The sequence below is a fragment of the Acinetobacter sp. V102_4 genome (assembly GCF_031799005.1).
In the GTDB taxonomy this organism is placed as follows: domain Bacteria; phylum Pseudomonadota; class Gammaproteobacteria; order Pseudomonadales; family Moraxellaceae; genus Acinetobacter; species Acinetobacter calcoaceticus.
The window spans coordinates 134,638-154,237 of sequence record NZ_JAVQNR010000038.1 but is presented as its reverse complement, the minus strand read 5'-3'; the positions used below and the strand labels follow the sequence as shown (position 1 = coordinate 154,237).

The window sequence follows — 19,600 nt, the reverse complement described above, 5'->3', positions numbered from 1 at the left end:
CCTAGAATTGATACGTAATTATTTAAATTGAAAAATCTGCAATGACCTTACCAGTTCCTGAAACGGTACGATTGCGTTCAATTGCATTGGGAATATCAGTAAAACTGACTACGTCACCAATCCTGAATTGAAGTGTGCCGTTTGATACCTCTAGAGCTAATTTTTCTAGCAGTTCGGGATTAGGTTGGTTCATGAACCAGAGCCCTCGACGGTTCGGAGGCATACGGACTAGAATGTCGGGAGATGCAGTGCTAATCACTGTTCCATCAGTTGCCAAGACTTGCCATGAGAGGTCTAGAACTTCTCCCCCGACATAATCAAGTACTAAGTCGATGTCCTGTACAATGTCTTCGAAACGTTGAGTGTGGTAATTAATAACTTCATCAGCACCAAGACTTTGCACAAAACCCAGATCAGCTTTACCTGCAGTAGCAAAAACCTTGGCACCTGCTTGTTTCGCATACTGAACTGCATAAGAGCCCAAACCACCAGCAGCACCGTGAATAAGGATTTTCTGATCTGGGTAAAGAGGTCCTGCGTAATGTAGGCTGTTCCAAGCTGCGACTACTGCTACTGGTAGAGCGGCAGCATGTACATCGTTTAAACCTTCAGGTGTAGGAGAAAGGCTGGATTCGCCAATGACTACAAATTCAGCAAATGCTCCCAGTCTTCCCATAGCACCCATAACACGGTCACCTACACGGAAGCGGGATGTATTGGGGCCAACAGCTTCGATGACTCCCGCCATTTCGGCCCCTAAGATGATTGGTAATGGACGTGGGAAAGCTCTTTTTACATTCCCTTCACGGACCTTCCAATCAATCCCATTAATTCCAGCAGCCTGCACCCGAACCAGAACCTGACCAGATTCTGGTATTGGTTTCTCAATAGTGGCAATTTCACTAATTTCCGAACCACCATAATCACGGATTAATACCGCACGTTGAACGTTGCTCATTGCAATTCCTAATATCAAGTTTCCATAACAAGACATTATTCCATTGCATTTAATAAACAAAGATTATAAAAAATAGACACCTTGTTTTAAAAATGGAACACCATGAACTTGAATGCGCTATCAGATTTCATACTTGTGGCAACACATGAAGGTTTGGGGAGGGCTAGTCGTGTGAGTGGTATTCCAAAAGCCACGTTATCTAGAAGAATTGCCGATCTCGAGGAACAACTAGGAGTCAGATTGATTGAACGTAGTGCTCGAGGATTGAAGCTTACAGAAGCAGGTCAGCAATTGATGTCCCGCACTGAAATATTGATGCTTGAGGTAGCAGAAGCCATGACTTCTGTTAGTGATGGAATTTCAACACCTCGTGGGCGTTTACGAATAGCAGCACCAGTTTTATTCTCTCAACTCACAATGGGACGCATTGGTGCCGAATTCTGTGCAGCTTATCCAGAGATTGAAATTGAAGTTGTTGCAGAAGATCGCTTGGTAGATATTATTGAAGAACAATTTGATGTAGCTATTAGAATAAACCCAAGTCCTGATAGTAATTTAGTGGGGCGATGTTTCGCAAAAGATAAACTCGTTGTTGTAGCAGCTCCAGAAATTACCAAACCTCAATCTGGTGCAATCAGACAAGTTCCCAGTATTGTAACGACAAGCTTCCAGCCCACACATTGGAAACTAGATGAAGGGGAGTTGATTTTGGAACCAATTCCGAAACTACGATTCTCGTCACTACTTATGGTCCGTGAAGCTGCTATTGCTGGTGGTGGCGCTGCACTCATTCCGCAGTCCATAGCATGGAACCAGATTGCCCGTGGTGAATTAGTTCAGTGGGGGACATTGTCAGGAGTAGAGAGATCATTATGGGTTTTACATACTTCTAGACGACTTGCAGCTCCTAAAGTACGGGCGTTTGTTGATTTTATATGTGCAAGATATCCAGATATGTTCTTAAGTCTTAATGGATAGAGCAGCTTTGATACTCCCTGCTTATTACATAAATAAGCAGACTGCTAGTTTAAGTTTATGTTGGATAACCTATTGCTAATGATTTAAGAAATGGTTGATGAATAGAAGGTTATAGCTATTGATGTATTTCCCAAGCAAAGACAGTAGCAATATTTTTGTATCACCACTTGTATCATTAGTAATTTTTTATTAAATATATACTTATCAATATCTTATATATTATTTTGTATTAAGTTCCACCAAGATTTATAAACACCTAGAATCCAGAACATCACCTTTTTTATAAATAAATAAAATAAATATATATATTAGAAAACTTGATTAATTTTATTTTTCGTATACAATGAACATAACTAGAAAAAGTCATGTTTGGTAAATCTTCTCTAAGTACCGCAGTATTAGTCATAATCCTTCGTTTTTTTCAGATTTTCAGCTCCATTCTTTATTATTTCGATGTTACTCATAACCAATAAAATGGTTTAAATTTTTAAAAAAACTAGGATGTATTATGTCTAATTCAAATATCATGAAAGGTACTGTTAAGTGGTTTAACGAAGCTAAAGGTTTCGGTTTTATCCAACCAGAATCAGGACCAGACGTTTTTGCTCATTTTAGCGAAATCGCTAACTCAGGTTTCAGAACTCTTGCTGAAGGTCAACGTGTTGAATTCAGTGTTGCACAAGGCCAAAAAGGCCCAAATGCTGTAAATATTGTTGCTCTATAAATAATTATAAGCAGTCATAAATGAAAAGCACTAATGAGTGCTTTTCACTTTAAATTAATTTTAAAATTATTTTAAGATTATAAGTAAATTTTAATTTAGGATATAAATTGTTAAAAATAAATGATTTAATTGCAAAATCTAAAAATGGTACAGAAATTTTAGTGTCTTTAATTCCTCTAAATAGAATACAAAATACACGTGAAGGTTTTAAAACTGTTGAAGTTGGTAAAAGAGTTCTTCTTTCCTCTGGAATTGAAGTTGATTTAAATTTAGATGGTCGCACCTTTTATGCGTCTATAAATCAACTATTTAAATTAGATTATAGAGTTAGTTAAAACTCAGTTTGCTATTGGATATTTAGGCGGGTCCATTATTTCTGCCATAATTTTATTAGGATATCGTCATGCTTAAACAAAATATCAGTGTTAAAGACCAGTTTGGAATTAAATACGTCATTCAGGCAACAGTAGATAATTATTTCGCTAATACTCAATGTTTTTCTAATTTAAAATACATTACAGTTGAAGGTGAAGATATACGACCGGGTTTTGAAATGTTTTTTCAAAGTACTCTAAGTGGTAAAATTTTTAAAATTGATAAAATAAATTAATCTATCAACGCAGTACATTTAACGTTGCAGGATAGCGTTCTTTTAAAAATAGAAAACCTCATAGCTTTAGGGCACATTGCAAATACTTAATTAAACAATAACTTTAATAATAAAGCGCAGGTGGCGGAAGCCGCACTAGCGCATTTCTAGTTTCCTAAACCGCTATATCTCAAAATTCCGCAACTTTATAAACCCTAAATTAACAATAACTTATTTATTATTTAACCTTACTTTTTAATGATCTAATTTAAAGCAAATGTCATTTTGTGTGCTTGACTGCAACAAATGTGAAGCTTATCCTTTGCCTGCTGGCCACATTGCCAGCCGGCTTTGACAGGCTGAATATTATCTCCCGCATCAGAGTTATTTCTTCTGAGGAATAGCCTTGTGTGGTGTACCACTCGTTCCCTCCCGTAGCGGTAGGACGGGAGAGGGACACTTTCGGGTGTGCTAGTTTGAGATAATACTAGTCTGTCAACCTTCTTCCGTTCTGCCACCATAATTCTTATTAATGTCTGGCAGAACTCCCAATAAAAAGGAGTTGGCTTTGCACATTCATAATTTCTTGGCAGCCTTTGCCAAAAGCTATAACGACACTACTTAATTCATCTTTAAATAGTTTGAAGGCTCATCGGCTTTTCAGACTTTAAGTCATTACGGCTAAAAACTTATTTCAACAATAAAACTTGAGATGTGCCAAGCACAGTCTTTACGGCTTTGCTATGCCTTTTTTTCTCCCAAAAAGGGCAATGGATTTTGTATCTCATTTATATACAAAAAAAATTTAATTTATAACGGTAAAACTATGCCAAAGTTAGTTCTCCCAACGCGTGCTATGCAAGTCATTCATACGTCGATTCATTTGTTTCACCATCACGGATTTCATACGGTTGGGGTCGACAGAATTGTGAAAGAGTCTGAAATTCCAAAAGCGACTTTTTATCATTATTTTCACTCTAAAGAGCGGTTTATTGAAATCTGTTTGACCGTGCAAAAAGAACGGCTAAAAGAAAAAGTGATTTCAATTGCTGAGTACGCCAACCACACGAGCGCGATTGATAAACTCAAGACACTTTATTTCTTACATACCGATTTAGAGGGGCAATACTATTTATTATTTAAAGCAATTTTTGAAACAAAACTGACCTATCCAAAAGCCTACCAAACCGCAGTGAGGTATAGAACTTGGCTAATTAATGAAATCTATAGCCAGCTTAGATTGCTAAAAACCGATGCTTCCTTTCAAGATGCCAAACTATTTTTATATATGATTGAAGGCGCAATTATTCAGCTTTTAAGCTCAGATGTGGCAAATGAGCGAGAGAAGGTGCTGGATTGTTTTTTGATGGGGTTGAAAAACGCATAGCAGCATGTGATTGAAAAACTAAATTATAAAATTTCAGTGATCGTTAGAAAAATGTTGCTTTAACGAGTCTAAGAAAAGCTCAACCTTTTTTGGAATTTTTGATCCATAAGGGGTGGTTGCATAAAAATGAAGTTTTGATGAAAAGATGTCTTGTGAGCAATTAATAATAACTCCGTCATCTTCATATTTTTTTGCTAAAAAATCAGGTATAAATAAAATACTTTGATTTTTCTTGCATAAATCTAACAGGATTTCGATATTATTGCAGATCAGTTGAGGGCTTGAATTAATAATTTTGTTTTTTAAATCTGACCCTGAATATAATAATATATTATGTTTTCTTAATTCTTCTATGCTTTTAGGTTTTCCATGCTTATTTAAAAAAGCAGATGTCGCATAGAAATTTCTTTTATAGGTGTCTAGAATAAAAATATTTTCTTCTTTAATGTCTTCTTCAATTTTTAAAACAATATCAAATTTACTTTCATTGATATCTATAGTTTTTTCTGAAAATAAGAGGTCAATTTCTATGTTCGGATATTGAATTAGAAAATTAGAAATAATATCTGAAAAGCAAGTTTGAATAAAAGCATGAGGAGCGTTGATTTTTAATATACCCTCAGGGTACTTTTGATCATATATAAAGTCATTAGCCGCTAAATCTAATTCTTTAACAATGACTTTACAACGTTGATAGAACTTCTCTCCTGAGCGAGTGAGGTCCATCTTTCTGGTGTTGCGAATAAACAATGATGTACTAAATAGACTTTCTAAATAAAAAATTCTTTTAGAAACCTGATCTCTGCTGATTCCTAAATTTCTAGAGGCATTACTAAAATTTCCACTTTCGACAACGCTGATAAAAGTATTAATACAGTCTAGTTTATCCATTAAATTTTGAAAGGCTAAGTTGGCGTGTCGCTAAACTATATTATGATCTTATGGTTATCAATCATTGTATCTTTTAAGGATACAGTTTGTATTTAAATAAATATCTAGTAGTTTACATTTATTTTTGATTTTATATAGCCTAGTGGTTGGTTTTGTTTTTTGGTGGTAAGTGATATAAATAATATTTTATATATTTAAATTAAAATTAACTATTCTTGAGAATATTAATATGCATTTTAAAAAGTTAATTTTATATTTTTTAATTGATATTTTCAGTGTTTTATAAATTCATTGGGATATTAGAAAATTGAAATATCAATGAGGTAAATAGATGAGTGACTTGATTAATAATAACCCTGTATGGGTGAAAAAGATTTTATCAATTCATGGGTTGCTTCCACTTCTAAGAGTTGCATTAGTTTCGGCTTATTTAGTGGGGGGGATTAATAAATTCATAGGGTTTCATCTGGCAATTGAGGAGCAAGCAAGTTTTGGTTTACAGCCTGCTTGGCTTTGGGCAGCTACAGCGATTGTTATTGAAATTGTTGGTTCGCTCTTGGTTATTTTTAATCGGTTTGTCTGGCTAGGGGCTGGAGCTTTAGGCTGTCTAACCGCAATAGCGATGCTTGTTGCAAACGATTTTTGGAATCATACAGGTCTAGCATTCTTTAGTACGTTTAATAGTTTCTTTGAACACCTTGGTCTCATCGCTGCATTGGTTATGGTCACCATTCTTTCTAATCAAAAAACGAAGTCACAATAAGTTATAGCACCCAATATAAACAGGAGTCTTTTATGCGTAAATCATTATCAGCCTTGCTTTTAAGCACAATGCTAGTGGGCACAAATGTTGCCTTTGTTCCTCAAGTTTTAGCCAAAACAACAACGAGTGTAAAAAGTGAAGCGCCCGGTGTAGCCCCTCAATACGATACAACGCATGTTTATGTGAACCCCGAAGACTTTGCTAAATTTACCGATAGCTTAGTGGCGACATTTGGGGGAACCAAATCTAAACAGGGTGTTTTTCAGGTAACGTCAACGCCAAGTCAGACCATGTCTCAGCTTGTATTAACTCCAGTTGGAACACTGTCTGTATTTGGTTTTAAAACTCCGGTTCCATATCCTTTTGGTTTGGAGCGAACAGGCTATTTAGTCAAAGATATGGATGCAGCCGTACAGTCAGCTAAAGCAAACGGTGCAGATGTGATTGTGGATGCATTTCCAGACCCAATCGGGCGTGATGCGGTCATTCAATGGCCGGGTGGCGTGAATATGCAGCTTTATTGGCACACGACTAAACCTAACTATAACAAGTTAGAAACTGTTCCAGAAAATCGTATTTATATTTCAAAACAAAGTGCTGACTCTTTTGTTAAAAAGTTCGTCAATTTCTCGCACGGTAAAGTGGTTTCAGATAATCCAAAAGCTGCTGGTGTAGAAATTGGACGACCAAATGAAACGTATAGACGTATTCGTGTTGAATCTGATTTTGGCAAAATGACAGTGTTGGTCACCGATGGTCATCTTCCTTATCCATATGGGCATGATATGACGGGCTATGAAGTCAAAAATTTATCTGAGACTTTAGATAAAGCGACAAAAGCTGGTGTGACAGTACTGGTCAATGCCTATAAATCAGAGGGTCGTGAGGCCGCGATGGTGCAGTTCTCTGGTGGTTATATTGCCGAAATTCATGCGCCCATAAAGTAATTTATTGCCTTAAATATTGATAGAAAACAACGTTCATATTGTCCAAGGGCAATGTGAACGTAAAAGACTAAGTCTCTGCAATGACCTATTTATTACCATGGATAACAAGATGGCCCCGCATATTTCTAATGATAGAAACTGTCGAATTAAGTGCTCAGAAACTTACCTTAAAATAATTAAAATGAGTTTATTGCTAACGGGTAGTTTATTTCTTTATGAATTTGCTCATGCAGAAAATGAGGTTTCAAATACAAATGTATGTCCAACTCGTCCAAAAATCTCAAACAATCGTTGGCAAGAAAATTGGGATGTTTTAAAAAATCCGTGTGTACCAAAGAAAATAGGCGACGACTTCAAATATATACCTTTTGGCAATAATAATTATTTGTCATTGGGTGCAAATATTCGTGAGCGTTTTGAAGTCAATAATAATGCGAGATTTGGCAGCGGAAATAATCAAGCCGATCGTTATTTAATTCAAAGATTACAAGTTCATACAGATGCACGTATTGGCGATCATTTACAATTATTTACTCAGCTAAGTGATGCGCGAGCGTTTGATAAAAAGAATATTGCAAGTACAGATCAGAATAGACTCGATGTAGAGCAAGCCTTTATTGCGTGGGTGAGTCCTTTAAATAATGGAACTTTTAAATTTAGAGTAGGGCGTCAAGAAATGGCTTTTGACTTACAACGTTTTATTTCAAATCGTGAAGGTCCAAACGTTAGGCAAGCCTTTGATGGAATTTGGTCAGGTTATGAATATGGCGATTGGAGAGTTTTAGGTTATCTCACCAGACCCGTTCAAATTGAAAAAGATTCAACTTTTAATGACCACTCGAAACGAAATTTAAGTTTTAGCGGTTTTCGCGTTGATAAACAAAATGTCTGGGGCGGTGAGTTATCGGGTTACTACTCGCGTTATGAGCGAGATAATGCATCTTTTACAAGTGTTAAGGGTAATGAAATTCGAGACTTATATGATTTTCGTCATATGGGTAAACAGAACAATATGGATTGGGATGTTGAGGGTATGCTTCAACATGGAAGGATTGGAGCGCAATCTATTCAGGCATGGGGACTTAGTAGCATTACAGGATACACTTTTACTGAGCAAGCTTGGTCGCCGCGTTTAGGCGTCCAGTTTGATATTGCCACAGGCGATAAAAGTGCCAACGATAATGAACTCAATACCTTTAACCAGCTTTTTGCAAATGGCTCATATTTTACTTTGGCGGGTTATAGTGGCTACAGCAATATTATTCATATCAAACCGTCTCTGACACTTAAGCCTTCCGATAAACTCACTCTGTTAAGTGCATTAGGTTTTCAATGGCGTGAAACCACCCACGATGCGATTTATTTCCAAGGTAATAACAGCATGGCGAACACCGCAGGACAAGGTTCAAGCTGGACGGGGGCATATATTCAACTAAGAGCAGATCAAAAAATAAATTCTAATTTGTCTGTGGCTGCCGAAGGTGTTCACTTTGAAGTTGGAGATACGATTAAGAGAGCAGGAGGCAAAGACTCAAATTATTTAGGACTTGAACTTAAATATGGCTGGTAAAACTAAAAGAGTAAAAATATGAGCACAGATTTAAAGCAAACTAAAATTGGAAATTATCAAAATCTAGACATTGAACTCGTGACTTGGGATTGCACCACGGCCGAAGTTGATCTTTCTTGTGCTTGTATCTTTGAACATGAAATGAATAACCGTCCTTTTTCGGGCGGTTTGGCACATTTAGATGACGCTCTAAATGGAAGACTAAATGAAATACGGAAAAATAACTGGTTCAGCGCGAATTTGAATGATGCTCTTTTAATAAATCAAACTCCCTCAACAATACAAGCTTCTAAAGTTTTATTGATAGGAATGGGTGCGCCAGAAGATTTTACGTTAGAGCGAATCGAGACTGCGATAAAAACTGCTGTAAAAACAGCGCATCAATTGGAGCTAAAAAGTGTGTCATTTGCACCTAGTATTTTAGATACGGGTCTTAATCCTCCCGCTGGCTTAAATGAACTCATGCTAAGAAGTTTAAAAGAAGAATTAGACCGACATAATCAGCTTTATTTGCAAAATTTAGTCAAAAAGTCTGAAATTGAAAGGTGGATATTTGACTCGGGTTTTCAAAATTATGATGTTAAAGTTGAACAATATAGAACGTCTTTTGCCAAAATTTTTACTGAAGATTAATTCTTGTTTTTAAAATTAATTCGGTAAAGTGGTACAAAAGAAACACGTTTTAACTTAACTGTATCAACCTGAATAATGCAGTTAAATGATAAATATTAAGAAATTTCTAAAATTTTTTGGGCGATATATAAATCTTGTATAGATAACCCTGAACTATCATAAATCGTGATTTGTTCCTGAGATTGCCTTCCTTGAGCGTTTGCTGAAAGCACATCACCTATATTGATTAAAGTTGCAGACTCAGGCGCATGCTGGAATTCACCAATGACTTTAGACTGAGTATTAAGATCACAGAATAAACCACTCTGTGAAAATAATTCTGGTGGAAGTTCTTGTTTGCCTTTTTTATCGGAACCCATAGATGAAATATGAGTGCCAGCTTTGACCCATTCTGCTTTAAAAAGAGGAGCGCGTGAGGGAGTTGCTGTCACAATAATATCCGCTTGCTCACAAGCTTCTTTTGCATTGGTAATTTTAATCTCAATCCCTAACTTTTTTAGGTCTTCTGCCATTGTTTCGGCTTTACTTTGGTCGCGTCCTACAATCAAAACCTGATCGAAATTTCTAATTCTCGCTAATGCCTCGCATTCATATTTGGCCTGATTTCCTGTGCCAAATATGGCTAATACTTTTGAATCTTTTCTTGCCAGTACATGGGTTGCAACTGCATTAGAAGCTGCTGTACGAAATGCGTTGACTTTGCCTGCTTCGATGGCTGCTGCCATTTTTCCATTGACTTGATTAAATAATAAAATGAGCGCGTTATGGCGTGGTAAACCATTTTTAGGGTTATCTTCCCAAAAAGAACCAACTTTAAGACCAGCTAAGTGCTGGGTAGCAGATGATTTAATACTAAAGGTATTTTTTGTATCAGACGCTTGACCATGAACCACAGAAAAACTTTTAGTATCCAATTGAGTTGCAGCAATTAAAGCTTGGTAAATGGCATCGTAAGCGAGTTCATGATTGATGAGAGCAGAAGATTCAGACTCAGAAATAAATCTCATAGCCATCTCCAAAAGTTGATGTTTAAATTAAGACGTGAACAGTTCGAGAGACGAGTAGCTTGTAATGTCTATCCATGACGCTTTAACTGACATCATAGATAGACATCGATTTTTATTAAGCTGATAAAAACTCTACATATTTGGAAATATCGACATTCCCACCACTAATAATGATGCCTATACGTTTGCCTTTTAACTCATGTTTTAAATTACGCGCAGCCGCAAATCCAAGGCATCCTGTCGGTTCAACCACCATCTTCATTCTTTCAGCAAAGAACTTCATAGAAGTCACGAGTTCTTCGTCTGTTACAGTCAAAATGTCATCTACATTCTTTTGAATAATAGGAAAAGTTAGTTTGCCTAAATATTGAGTTTGAGCACCGTCGGCAATCGTTTGGGGCGTATCAATATGAACAATTTCTCCTTTTCTAAAGGACATTTGCCCATCATTTCCTAGAGCAGGTTCAACACCATATATTTTACAGTTCGTAGAGAGTTGACGAGCAGATAAGGCAGAGCCTGCTAATAAACCTCCTCCACCTAAACATACAAAGAGGTAATCCAACTCACCAACCTCTTCAAATAGCTCTTTTGCAGCCGTTCCTTGACCGGCAATTACATGCGGATGGTCATAGGATGGAATTAATGTCAGACCATTTTTTTCGGCAATCTCTTTTCCAATTTGTTCTCGATCTTCCGTATAACGGTCAAATTCAACAATATTGCCGCCGTATTCTCGCGTCGCTGCCATTTTTGCAGCAGGAGCATCTTTGGGCATGATGATTGTTGCTGGAATACCAAGGATTTTTGCTGACAGTGCAATCGCTTGAGCATGATTTCCCGAAGAGAAAGCAACCACACCAGCTTTTTTTTGAGCCTCATCGAACTGTGCAAGCGCATTCATTGCACCACGAAATTTGAAAGCGCCAACACGCTGAAAATTCTCACATTTAAAGAATACTTCTGCTTCAAATTCATTGTTAACAGTACGTGAAGTTAAAACAGGGGTTTTATTTGCAAAACCTTTTATATGTTCAGCAGCGGCTGCGACATCTTCATAAGTTGGAAGGATTAAATTTTTCATAATTAAACCTAATTCTATTCAATGTTTTCGGATGCAAGATTTCGTATTGCTCAAGCAACGCACAATATATTGACCTTGTTTAGATAAAATATATATATTTAGATAAAATGTCTAATTTTATTTTCTGATGTGATAACAATGAGATATAAGATTTTGATTTACATTAAGTTTAAAATTAGATAAAAAGTCTAAATTACTATTGCATACTTCACGCTAGGGTTTGAAATAGTAAGTAAGTCATTTGGAGGAAATACATTGGGAAATCGTGATAAACATTTACTCACTCAACTAGATACAATCGCGAAAGGATTAAGTGAAACGCTATTTCCCTTTTGTGAAGTTGTTGTCCATGACTTAACAAATCCTGAGCATGCCATACTCTCAATACACAATAATTTATCTGGACGAAAAATTGGAGATCCAGCAACAGAGTTAGGGCTGGCAAGAATTATGTCTCCAGAATTTCCAAATCTTATTTCAAACTATGCAAACCAGTTTGCAGATGGCCGCCCCGCAAAAAGCACTTCGATTGGTATTAAAGATGAAGAGGGCGAATATGTGGCCGCTTTATGTATGAATATTGATTTAACCCTATTTAGGGGCATGCAAAGCGCTTTAGACCAGTTTACTAAAATTGAAACTGACAACATTATTGAAAATTTGGAACCGAATGGGTCTGAAGCAATTCGAAGATATATCGATCAATTTGCATCAAAACATGCCACTACGCCGCGTATGTTAAAACTCAATGAGCGAAAACAATTAATACACGAGTTAAAGAATAATGGTTTATTAGACATTAAAAAGGCTGTAGAGACGGTTGCACAACATTTAGGTATATCAAGAGCGAGTGCCTATTTGTATGTGAAGGAAACTTAAAATAGTTTATTTTAATGTGTGTTTAGATTGATCAAGGAGGCCGTTATTTGAAGTTATTTATTATTGTATCTATTGCAATTTTTTCCAGTATTGGTCTGATCTGTTTAATTGCACTGCTTAGAAATTTAAAAAATTCTTCGTCATCTGGCGAGCATGATTATTCATCTTCTTCAACCCATCATTTTCACGATAATAGCCCTAGTCATCATAGCTCTAGTTATTCAAATGACTGTTCATCATCATCTTCAGATTCGGGAGGATGTGATGGGGGCGGTGGTGGTGGAGATTAAAAAAGCCCTTTTGTTCAAAGGGCTTTTGATTAATTTAAGGTAAGTCGAACCAAATAAATTGACTATCTTCGTTAGCCTGAATCGTCGCTTTATCTTCAAATACGAAAGCATCGCCTGCTTTAACTTCTTGATCGCCAATGCGGATTACACCTGAAATAACGTGGATATAATTCACTTTTTTAACCGGATCAACACTTAACTCATGTCCTTTTTCCAATACGGCAGATTTTATCTCTGTATTTTGGCGAATATGCATCGGTGCATTTGCATCAGGTCCTGCAATTAAATGCCATTTATTTGGATCTTTACGTGGGTCAAGACTAATTTGTTGGTAATTGGGCTCTGCATCTCTTACATCTGGAATAATCCAGATCTGTAATAAATGTACAGGCGTATCAGTGTTGTTAACTTCACTGTGGGCAACACCTGTGCCAGCACTCATGAGTTGCCATTCACCTGCTTTAATTTGACCTTCATTTCCCATCGTGTCACGGTGTGAAATTGCACCATCTAGCACACAGGTTAAGATTTCCATATTGTCATGCGAGTGCGTACCGAAACCATTATGCGCATCAATTCTGTCGTCATTAATGACTCGTAAAGCACTGACACCCATATATTTAGGGTTGTACCAGCTACCAAATGAGAAGCTATGATATGACTCTAACCAACCAGCTTTTACATGACCTCGATCTTCACCACGATGTACGTAAGCATTCATGATCTAATCTCCTAAGTTTTTATTTATCTATTGAGAAATATATTAATGCTATATCGGGAGTGAAAAAATAGAATAACTGCAACATGTCGTTTCATAATTGATATGATATTGAGTTTTTTGTCTGTTTGTTGCAATTTTCACAATAAAAAAAACTGCCATAAAGACAGGTTTTTTATGAAAATATTTAATTATTCAAGGAATTTAACAGTTACGCCAGAACGTACTTTACTTCCTAAATCATTTGCATCCCAGTTAGTCAAACGGATACAACCGTGTGATGCTGTTTTAGAAATTAAAGATGGATTTGGCGTTCCATGAATACCAAAAGATTTTTTACTTAAACCAATCCAGATATTACCAACAGGGGCATTCGGGCCAGGTGGTAAAGAAAGAGGTTTTAAGTTTTTACCTTGTATGAAGTTCGAAGGTGAATAGCTGTACCAAGGGTTACGAGCCACACCAACTACCTTGTAAGTACCGGCCGGAGAAGGCGTATCAGTACTGCCAATTGTTGCAGGAAATGAGGCAATCATTTGGTTCCGGCTATTGAAGAGATACAATTGTTTTGCACCTTTATGGGCAATAATCAAATGAATATCTTCTGGTAAGTCATTGCGCACGTTTGGAACAATGATTTTTTCACCAGCTTTTTTGAATGTCGCAGTTGGGTTAATTTTCTTTAAGAATGCTTCATCAATATGAAACTTCTCGCCCAACATTTCGCTAACACGGGTGTAGTACAAACCTTTCATTTTAGCTTGTAATGCGTAGTCAGAAGGAATTGACTCAGCATATGGGCCTTTTAAGTCAGCATCAGAAATGGTGTATTCAATAAATGCTGGCTTAGTTTGTTTAGCAACCAATGCATCCCAAGTTTCTTTGGTCAGGTCACCCGTAGGTGATAAACCATTCATTTGTTGGAATGAAGAAATTGCTTTTAATGTATTTTTACCGCTCATGCCGTCAATTGCACCTGGCGAAGCATGTGCATTATTAAGCATCACATGGGTACGTGCATAAACTGGAAGTTGGCCTTTACCAATATTTTCAGACCATTCTGCCGAGTTTAAGCTATCTAAAGTCCATGATGCAGCGGTTGTCGCAGGAGCCGTAGATGCAGCAGTGCTTTTAGCAACAGCTGGAGTAGACGCCGCGATGCCTGATTCAGCATTTGGATCTTCAGTTTTCTGTAAATTTTGTAATGTTGTTGACGCTCGATTTAAGTCGTTTTGTTCTTGAGCGGTAATTTGTGTCGAAGCTTGAGCTTTTACAGTTGAAGCTGCATCTACTGCTAAAGGATCAATCGGATCTTCTACAGGAGCTGATACCTTTTTAGGGTTCAGGGGTTGCTCAGTTGTTGAAGCAGCAAAAGCAACATTAGCAATAATACAACTTAAACTCATAGCGAGTAATGAGCGAACAAACATGTAATTCAACCTTAAGAATTTTCATATAAGCAATAGGGGATTGATCTAATCTCAAAGTGCATAAAACTACCAATAACTCATTTCTATGAGCCCAAGATTGGCAATTTAGTGATTAAAAGAATATCAATGACCCCAATGTAACATGTTGCAAGTATTGCAGAAAACCCCACAGCTTGCAGTAGAGTTTTGTGTAAATATGCATTTTTTAGTAGATTGACGAGTTTTTTGTGTGAAATTGAAATTATAAAAATGTCTCTGTTTTTGATATGATGCTGCCACATAAAGAAGATAGAGATTGGTAATGACGACTTTGAAAAATGATCGTTTCCTCCGTGCTTTGTTACGCGAACCTGTAGATACCACTCCGGTATGGATGATGCGTCAAGCAGGGCGTTATTTGCCTGAATATCGTGAAACACGTTCAAAAGCAGGTGACTTTCTATCCTTATGTAAAAATACAGATTTTGCCTGTGAAGTCACTTTGCAACCTTTGCGTCGCTATGATTTAGATGCAGCAATTTTATTCTCAGATATTTTAACAATTCCAGATGCACTGGGCTTAGGTCTTTATTTTGAAACAGGTGAAGGACCAAAGTTCCATAAAACAGTACGTACTGAACAAGATGTGGCGAATTTACCTAAGTTAAATGCAAAATCAGACCTTGATTATGTCATGAATGCGGTAAGCACGATTCGCTCTGCTTTAGGTGGCCAAGTTCCCCTAATTGGTTTTTCGGGTAGCCCTTGGACGCTTGCAACTTATATGGTTGAAGGTGGTTCAAGTAAAGAGTTCCGTTTTACCAAGCAAATGATGTACGCCCAACCAGAAGTTTTGCATGCCTTACTTGATCATTTAGCAGACTCTGTAATTGACTATTTAAATGCTCAAATTGATGCAGGTGCTCAAGCGATCCAGATCTTTGATAGCTGGGGCGGGGCATTGGCACATCGTGAATATGTCGAATTTTCTTTAAACTACATGAATAAAATCATTGCTGGTTTGCAACGTGAAAAAGACGGTCGACGTATTCCTATCATTGTGTTCACTAAAGGTGGTGGTCAATGGTTGGAGCCAATGATTAGCACAGGTGCAGATGCATTAGGTTTAGATTGGACTACGCGATTAGATACCGCTCGAACTACGGTGGCTGGGCGTGTCGCTTTACAAGGGAATCTTGATCCGGCTGTTTTATATGGTTCGGCTGCTTCAATTGAAAAAGCAGTGAAAGCCATGTTGGATGATGCCTACGCAAATGGTGAAAAGACGGGTTACATCGCTAACTTAGGCCATGGGATTACCCAGTGGGTAGACCCTGCACAACCAAAAATCTTTGTAGATACAGTGCATGAGTATAGTGCTAAATATCTAGGATAGTTTTTGTGCAATATTTAAATTTACCGTTTCAATTTATCGGCAAGGCTGTTTCGGCAGCCTTGTTTGGTATTTTGCTTTTAATAGCTTTTGCTTTAACAGCACCGATGGGAAGCCATGAATATATGGGGTTCTATCGTTATGATTATTTACTCATCTATGCTGTGCTGATCCAGATCTGCTTACTCTATTTAAAACTGGAGTCATGGGCAGAAGCCAAAGTCATTGCTTTATTTCATGTCATGGCGATGGTCATGGAAATATTTTTGACTCATCCTGCAATTGCTTCATGGCAATATCCGCAGCCCGCCGTATTTAAAATTTTAACAGTGCCGTTATTTGCAGGTTTCATGTATTCGGCTGTAGGTAGCTTCTTCGCACGTTCAATACGACTGTTTCAAGTGTCTTTTGAAAAGCTTCCAAATTTTGGAACTATGCTATTACTGGCATTTTTCTCATATATAAATTTTATGAGTAAATTTTTTGTTCCAGATATTCGCTATATTTTATTCGCGATTAGTATTTTTATTTTCTGGAAAACAAAACTTTATTTTCAAATAAATGAACATAAATTTAAAATCCCAATGTTACCGATATTATTGACGCTCGCATTTATCATCTGGATTGCTGAAAATATAAGTACATTTTATAAAATTTGGCTCTATCCAAGTCAGGTCGATGCTTGGCATATGGTGGGGTGGGGCAAGCTAGGATCGTGGTATTTATTATTACTTTTAAGCTTAGTATTGGTTCTTAAAATATTAGGTAATCGAGATAATCAAGGTAACTGGAATTTAAGGTAAATTTTTCTTTAGCACTTTTCATCATATTGTTTATTTTTTAATTGCTAAATCGTAGCCTTCTCGCTATCTTTAATATCGTGTAATAAAAATTACACATAACAATACAAGACATAAGAAACAATCAATAATGATTTTTGGAGATATACATCTATGTTAAAAAAAATAGCTTTAGCTGCATTGTTAGCAGCTGGTTCAAGTGTTGCAATGGCTGACAACGATGTGGGTTGTGGTGTGGGTACACAAGTATGGGCTGGCAAAAAAGGAGTAGCGCCTAAAATTCTTGCAGCAACAACAAACGGTATTTTTACTAACCAATTATTAGGGATCACTTTCGGTACTTTAGGCTGTCGTCAAGGCGGAACAGTAACAGCGCAAGTTGTAACATTCACAAATGAAAATGCAGAAGCTTTAGCACGTGATATGGCAGTAGGCCAAGGTGAAAGCCTGAACGTACTTGCTGAGTTAATGCAAATTAAACCTCAAGATAAAGACCGTTTCTTTAAAGTTTCAAAAGCAAACTTTGGTGAAATCTATTCAGCAAATAATCAAAATACCCTTCAAGTTTTAGCATCATTACAAACTGTAATGGCTAAAGACGACGTTTTAAAAGCTTACGTATAAGTTTGAAATTGAAAACCCTGTCGTATGGCAGGGTTTTTCTTATATTTAATGATAAAAATTGATGATTTTAATGAAGTCAGTTGTTTTAGTTTTTGCCTCTTTGGCAGTGAGTACTGCATATTCAGCAGATATAAATCCATCTATTCAAAAATATTGGTCCATTGCAGAACAACAAAACTTAGATCAAGACATTACATGGCAAAGGCTCATGTATGCAAATAAAGACCATAAAAGTGAGGTCACTTATTCTGGTTATTTCATGTCAGAAAATGGGAAAAATAATTTAAAAGAAGAACTGAAAGCTGACATCTCGGCATTATTTATACCTGCTCAAGATAATCAGTCTATTCGTTGTAAGTTTCCGGCTCGAAGCCAATGGCTTATACAAAAAGTAGGTATTCAAGAAAGTGAATTGCCTAAAGTTAAATGTTCAGAATTTGAAAACTGGATTGGACAGATTAAGCCTTATAAAGCCACATTAATTTATGCGACAGATTTTATGGGCAACCCTAGCTCGATGTTTGGTCATACTTTATTGCGTTTAGACCCAAAAGATCAGCAGCAATTAAATTTAGTCTCTTACGCCGTAAATTATGCAGCAACTGTGGCGGGGAATGACAACTGGTCATATGCATGGAAAGGTTTAACAGGGCAATATCCAGGTGAATATTCACTTATGCCTTATTATCGTAAGGTAAAAGAGTACGGTGATTTCGAAAGCCGTGATTTATGGGAATATGAGCTGAAACTTTCCCCTGAAGAAACGCGGTTTTTAGTAAGCCATATTTGGGAAATGCAGCATGTAAGTTTTCCTTATTATTTTGTCAGTGATAACTGTGCCTATAGGTTATTAGGCTTGGTCGATTTAGTAAAACCTGAGTCTAACTTACAAGAAAAGTTTACTTATGCATCTATTCCGATGGAAACCATTAAATCGATGCAACAGCAAGGGCTCACCAAAGCTCCTGTATATCGGCCTGCTTTAGAAACTCAGCTATTGGCCCAAGCTCATCAGCATGGTGCCTCACTCGCGAAGGTTGCACATCAAATTACGATGATGCCAATTAAGCAGTCTACAGAGGTTTTAAAAACTTTTAGTGAGCAAGATCAGGCCAAAATTCTAGAGATGGCTTACGATGATTTATATCTTCAATTTACGAGCCGTCAAATAGAAGAAAGCGTTGCTCAGCCACAGTTACGTCAGCTTTTGGCTTTAAGAAGCCAGATTGATTTAGACAAACAGCGTCAAGAACCTAAACGACCAGAAAAAGAGCCAACTCAAGGCCATAATGCACGTAATATTTCAGTGAAAGCCGGTGAAGTCCAAGGTGATAAGTTTATCGAAATTGGTCATCGACAAGCCTATCACGACCTAATAGATCCTCAAGGGGGATACCGTGCGGGGACTCAATTACTATTTTTAAATGGCAATGCACAGTGGCGAGATGATCATTTAAAGCTAGAACGTCTTGATCTGTTAGAAGTAAATTCTTATAACCCAATACAACCTTTTAAAGCACCGCTGAGTTGGGGATTTAATTTAGGCTGGCGTCAGGAAGCAATTCATGATGGAAACTTTAGTGAAGAAAAACAGCATGGCGTAGCGAATTTTAATGCTCAGGTTGGTTACAGTTTTGCAGATTATGACCGCAAACATATTTGCTATGGGCAACTACAATCCTATCTACAAGCAGGCTCAAATCTAGATAAAGGGTGGCGTGTGGGAATGGGCCCGACTTTTGGTTGTATGAACCAATGGTTTGATCGATTTAACTCTGTGGTGCAAATTGAATTGCCCTATTGGGAAGACCAAAATCAATGGAATTTGAGAGTAAATACCCAATGGCAATATGTGATTAATAGTAATAATGCCGTTCGATTAAACTGGGATTATGAACAACAAAATCATCAAGACTGGATGAAATCTAGTTTAGGCTACGTTTGGTTCTTTTAAAG

21 protein-coding genes are annotated in these 19,600 nt (G+C 37.0%); 15 read left to right on the top strand and 6 right to left on the bottom strand.

The features are described from left to right. Positions 1-22: 22 nt before the first annotated feature. Positions 23-958 carry an NADP-dependent oxidoreductase gene (locus RMB13_RS10370; RefSeq protein ID WP_311085210.1) on the bottom strand — a complete coding sequence of 312 codons (936 nt, stop codon included), beginning with the start codon at positions 956-958 and terminating at the stop codon, positions 23-25. A 102-nt stretch (positions 959-1,060) separates the two neighbouring features. Here RMB13_RS10370 and RMB13_RS10365 point away from each other — a divergent pair, with 102 nt between their 5' ends. From RMB13_RS10365 to RMB13_RS10345, 5 genes are all read left to right on the top strand, one after another. After that, the gene (locus RMB13_RS10365; RefSeq protein ID WP_003650531.1) at positions 1,061-1,936 is read left to right on the top strand and encodes a LysR family transcriptional regulator; all 876 of its coding nucleotides are present in this window, start codon (positions 1,061-1,063) and stop codon (positions 1,934-1,936) included. A 508-nt stretch (positions 1,937-2,444) separates the two neighbouring features. Continuing rightward, positions 2,445-2,660: a cold-shock protein gene (locus RMB13_RS10360; RefSeq protein WP_003650532.1), complete on the top strand. Its 216-nt coding sequence runs from the start codon at positions 2,445-2,447 to the stop codon at positions 2,658-2,660. Between the two features lie 107 nt (positions 2,661-2,767). Next, a complete protein-coding gene (locus tag RMB13_RS10355; RefSeq protein WP_003650533.1) occupies positions 2,768-2,995 on the top strand; it encodes a hypothetical protein in 228 nt (75 codons plus the stop codon). Between the two features lie 68 nt (positions 2,996-3,063). Continuing rightward, entirely contained in the window at positions 3,064-3,270 is a 207-nt protein-coding gene (locus RMB13_RS10350; RefSeq protein WP_004643550.1) for a hypothetical protein, read from the top strand. A gap of 805 nt (positions 3,271-4,075) precedes the next feature. Then, positions 4,076-4,636, top strand: a complete 561-nt coding sequence (locus tag RMB13_RS10345; protein WP_311085209.1) for a TetR/AcrR family transcriptional regulator — start codon at positions 4,076-4,078, stop codon at positions 4,634-4,636. A 33-nt stretch (positions 4,637-4,669) separates the two neighbouring features. Here RMB13_RS10345 and RMB13_RS10340 read toward each other — a convergent pair whose 3' ends face one another. Then, complete coding sequence (locus RMB13_RS10340) at positions 4,670-5,527, bottom strand: LysR family transcriptional regulator (protein ID WP_311085208.1); 858 nt, start codon at positions 5,525-5,527, stop codon at positions 4,670-4,672. A gap of 331 nt (positions 5,528-5,858) precedes the next feature. Between RMB13_RS10340 and RMB13_RS10335 the strand changes: the two genes are divergently transcribed. The 4 genes from RMB13_RS10335 to RMB13_RS10320 all read left to right on the top strand — a co-directional run bounded on the left by RMB13_RS10335 (position 5,859) and on the right by RMB13_RS10320 (position 9,440). Beyond that, on the top strand, positions 5,859-6,290 hold the full coding sequence (locus tag RMB13_RS10335; RefSeq protein ID WP_311085207.1) for a DoxX family protein: 432 nt from the start codon (positions 5,859-5,861) through the stop codon (positions 6,288-6,290). Between the two features lie 32 nt (positions 6,291-6,322). Continuing rightward, positions 6,323-7,237 carry a glyoxalase gene (locus tag RMB13_RS10330; protein ID WP_311085206.1) on the top strand — a complete coding sequence of 305 codons (915 nt, stop codon included), beginning with the start codon at positions 6,323-6,325 and terminating at the stop codon, positions 7,235-7,237. Between the two features lie 109 nt (positions 7,238-7,346). After that, the gene (locus RMB13_RS10325; RefSeq protein ID WP_311085205.1) at positions 7,347-8,807 is read left to right on the top strand and encodes an alginate export family protein; all 1,461 of its coding nucleotides are present in this window, start codon (positions 7,347-7,349) and stop codon (positions 8,805-8,807) included. An 18-nt stretch (positions 8,808-8,825) separates the two neighbouring features. Continuing rightward, positions 8,826-9,440 (top strand): M17 family peptidase N-terminal domain-containing protein, encoded by a 615-nt coding sequence (locus RMB13_RS10320; RefSeq protein WP_311085204.1) that lies wholly within the window; start codon positions 8,826-8,828, stop codon positions 9,438-9,440. Positions 9,441-9,535: 95 nt separating this feature from the next. On the opposite strand, the gene RMB13_RS10315 is transcribed toward RMB13_RS10320, so the two are convergent. Then, positions 9,536-10,447 carry an ornithine cyclodeaminase family protein gene (locus tag RMB13_RS10315; RefSeq protein ID WP_311085203.1) on the bottom strand — a complete coding sequence of 304 codons (912 nt, stop codon included), beginning with the start codon at positions 10,445-10,447 and terminating at the stop codon, positions 9,536-9,538. A 115-nt stretch (positions 10,448-10,562) separates the two neighbouring features. Beyond that, positions 10,563-11,531 carry a threo-3-hydroxy-L-aspartate ammonia-lyase gene (locus tag RMB13_RS10310; protein ID WP_311085202.1) on the bottom strand — a complete coding sequence of 323 codons (969 nt, stop codon included), beginning with the start codon at positions 11,529-11,531 and terminating at the stop codon, positions 10,563-10,565. 255 nt (positions 11,532-11,786) lie between these two features. On the opposite strand from RMB13_RS10310, the gene RMB13_RS10305 reads away from it, so the two are divergent. Together RMB13_RS10305 and RMB13_RS10300 are read left to right on the top strand one after the other, a co-directional pair. Further along, positions 11,787-12,410, top strand: a complete 624-nt coding sequence (locus RMB13_RS10305; RefSeq protein WP_004643545.1) for a transcriptional regulator — start codon at positions 11,787-11,789, stop codon at positions 12,408-12,410. Positions 12,411-12,457: 47 nt separating this feature from the next. Then, on the top strand, positions 12,458-12,700 hold the full coding sequence (locus tag RMB13_RS10300; RefSeq protein ID WP_311085201.1) for a hypothetical protein: 243 nt from the start codon (positions 12,458-12,460) through the stop codon (positions 12,698-12,700). A gap of 34 nt (positions 12,701-12,734) precedes the next feature. On the opposite strand, the gene RMB13_RS10295 is transcribed toward RMB13_RS10300, so the two are convergent. Together RMB13_RS10295 and RMB13_RS10290 are read right to left on the bottom strand one after the other, a co-directional pair. Next, positions 12,735-13,421 carry a pirin family protein gene (locus RMB13_RS10295; protein WP_311085200.1) on the bottom strand — a complete coding sequence of 229 codons (687 nt, stop codon included), beginning with the start codon at positions 13,419-13,421 and terminating at the stop codon, positions 12,735-12,737. Between the two features lie 188 nt (positions 13,422-13,609). After that, positions 13,610-14,848 carry a L,D-transpeptidase gene (locus RMB13_RS10290; RefSeq protein ID WP_311085199.1) on the bottom strand — a complete coding sequence of 413 codons (1,239 nt, stop codon included), beginning with the start codon at positions 14,846-14,848 and terminating at the stop codon, positions 13,610-13,612. Positions 14,849-15,149: 301 nt separating this feature from the next. On the opposite strand from RMB13_RS10290, the gene hemE reads away from it, so the two are divergent. The 4 genes from hemE to RMB13_RS10270 all read left to right on the top strand — a co-directional run bounded on the left by hemE (position 15,150) and on the right by RMB13_RS10270 (position 19,598). After that, complete coding sequence (hemE, locus tag RMB13_RS10285) at positions 15,150-16,223, top strand: uroporphyrinogen decarboxylase (RefSeq protein ID WP_003650543.1); 1,074 nt, start codon at positions 15,150-15,152, stop codon at positions 16,221-16,223. 5 nt (positions 16,224-16,228) lie between these two features. Continuing rightward, positions 16,229-17,023, top strand: coding sequence for a DUF817 domain-containing protein (locus RMB13_RS10280; protein ID WP_311085198.1), 795 nt, complete (start codon positions 16,229-16,231; stop codon positions 17,021-17,023). Between the two features lie 150 nt (positions 17,024-17,173). Beyond that, complete coding sequence (locus RMB13_RS10275; RefSeq protein WP_005039106.1) at positions 17,174-17,644, top strand: DUF3015 family protein; 471 nt, start codon at positions 17,174-17,176, stop codon at positions 17,642-17,644. Between the two features lie 61 nt (positions 17,645-17,705). Continuing rightward, positions 17,706-19,598 (top strand): DUF4105 domain-containing protein, encoded by a 1,893-nt coding sequence (locus tag RMB13_RS10270; RefSeq protein WP_311085197.1) that lies wholly within the window; start codon positions 17,706-17,708, stop codon positions 19,596-19,598. Positions 19,599-19,600 lie beyond the last annotated feature (2 nt).